The sequence below is a fragment of the Orlajensenia leifsoniae genome (genome assembly GCF_004570845.1).
GTDB classification, from domain to species: Bacteria; Actinomycetota; Actinomycetes; order Actinomycetales; family Microbacteriaceae; genus Orlajensenia; species Orlajensenia leifsoniae.
In genome coordinates this window covers 1-860 of sequence record NZ_SPQZ01000015.1, presented here as the reverse complement: position 1 = coordinate 860, position 860 = coordinate 1, and the positions used below count along the sequence as shown (strand labels likewise).

General features: G+C 69.8%; 1 protein-coding gene. It reads left to right on the top strand.

What is annotated here, in order from left to right:
* Nucleotides 1–66 precede the first annotated feature (66 nt).
* The coding region (locus E4M00_RS17720; RefSeq protein ID WP_240037284.1) for a DUF222 domain-containing protein at nt 67–860 on the top strand (794 nt) is incomplete at its 3' end.

The following is an 860-nucleotide window of genomic DNA, read 5'->3' as shown; positions in this document are numbered from 1 at the left end:
GAAGCGGCCCGACTCATTGCGGTGGGGGCGGCGACAGCATCCCGGCAGGCGTTCTCCGGGCAGCGGATGCCGCCCCGACACCCGCACGTCGCCGCCGCCATCAATACCGGGCTGCTCAGCGTCGACGCTGCCGCGACGATCATCACCATGCTCGACCGGGTCGCACCCCGCGCCAACCCAGACGACCTGATCGCCACCGAACGCACTCTGGCCAGGCGCGCACCCACCCTGACCCTGGAGCAACTGCACCGGCTGGTCGCTCAGGCTGAGGCGTACCTCGACACCGACGGGATCGGCGAACGCGAAGACGCCCTGACCGCCGACCAGTCGGTGCGCATCCGGCAGGAGCCCTCCGGCATTCTCCGCTTCACCGCCCACCTGAACCCGGTCAACGGTGCCCTGCTCAAGACCGCGATCGAGACCCTCGTCACCGCCCGCATCCGCAGCAACCATGACACCGACCCGACCGACTCAGCCCCGGTGAGCATCCCGCGCATGCAGGCCGACGCTCTCGTCGCGATCACCGAACACGCCCTGACCTGCCGGGAGACCATCACCCCACTGGACCTGGCCACCATCATCATCCGCATCAACCACACCGACCTGCTCACCGGGGTCGGGGCGGCGTTCATCGACGGCATCCACCAGCCCATCAGCGCCGGCACCGTCCGACGGATCGCCGGGCAAGCCGGTCTCATCCCGATGATCCTCGGCGGGGACTCCGAGGTGCTCGACCTCGGACGCACCCAACGCCTGTTCACCATCCCGCAACGCATCGCCCTCGCCGAACGCGACGGCGGCTGCGCCTTCTGCGGCACGACCGGCAGCTACGCCGAAGCCCACCACCTCGCCTGGTGGGA